This window comes from Streptomyces sp. SP18CS02 (assembly GCF_036322365.1).
GTDB lineage: Bacteria > Actinomycetota > Actinomycetes > Streptomycetales > Streptomycetaceae > Streptomyces.
The window spans coordinates 1-396 of sequence record NZ_JAQYXC010000084.1; the positions used below are offsets into that span (position 1 = coordinate 1).

General features: G+C 75.3%; 1 pseudogene. It reads left to right on the forward strand.

Going from position 1 to position 396, the window contains the following annotated elements:
- Positions 1-138, forward strand: a pseudogene (locus PUR26_RS00525) (CDP-alcohol phosphatidyltransferase family protein); the annotation flags it as partial.
- Positions 139-396 lie beyond the last annotated feature (258 nt).

Below are 396 nucleotides of genomic sequence, written 5' to 3' on the forward strand. Positions count from 1 at the left end.
CTCTGCGGCGTCCTCGCCGCCCCGGCCCTCCTGGTGCCGGGCGTCTGGGGTGCCGTCCTGGGCGTCGTCGCGGTCCAGCTCTACCTGCTGCTCGACTGCGTCGACGGCGAGGTGGCCCGCTGGAAGAAGCAGTTCTCCGGCGAGTGGGAGATGACCGCGATGGGCGAGTTCGTGAAGTCCCGCACCGTCCGCGGCATGGTCAAGCCGGCCGCCCAGGCCCTCTAGCAGGGGGTGTCCCGCCGATCCTGCCGGGGCCCGGACCAGCACCGGGTCCCGCTCCGGCGGCGATCCCCGCGAGGACGCGGGATACGGCGGGCCGGGGGGGCCGGACGGGCTCGCCGGTGCCGATGTGACGGTGCCGTACGAGGACGGCGGGACCGCCCTCGTACGGCACCC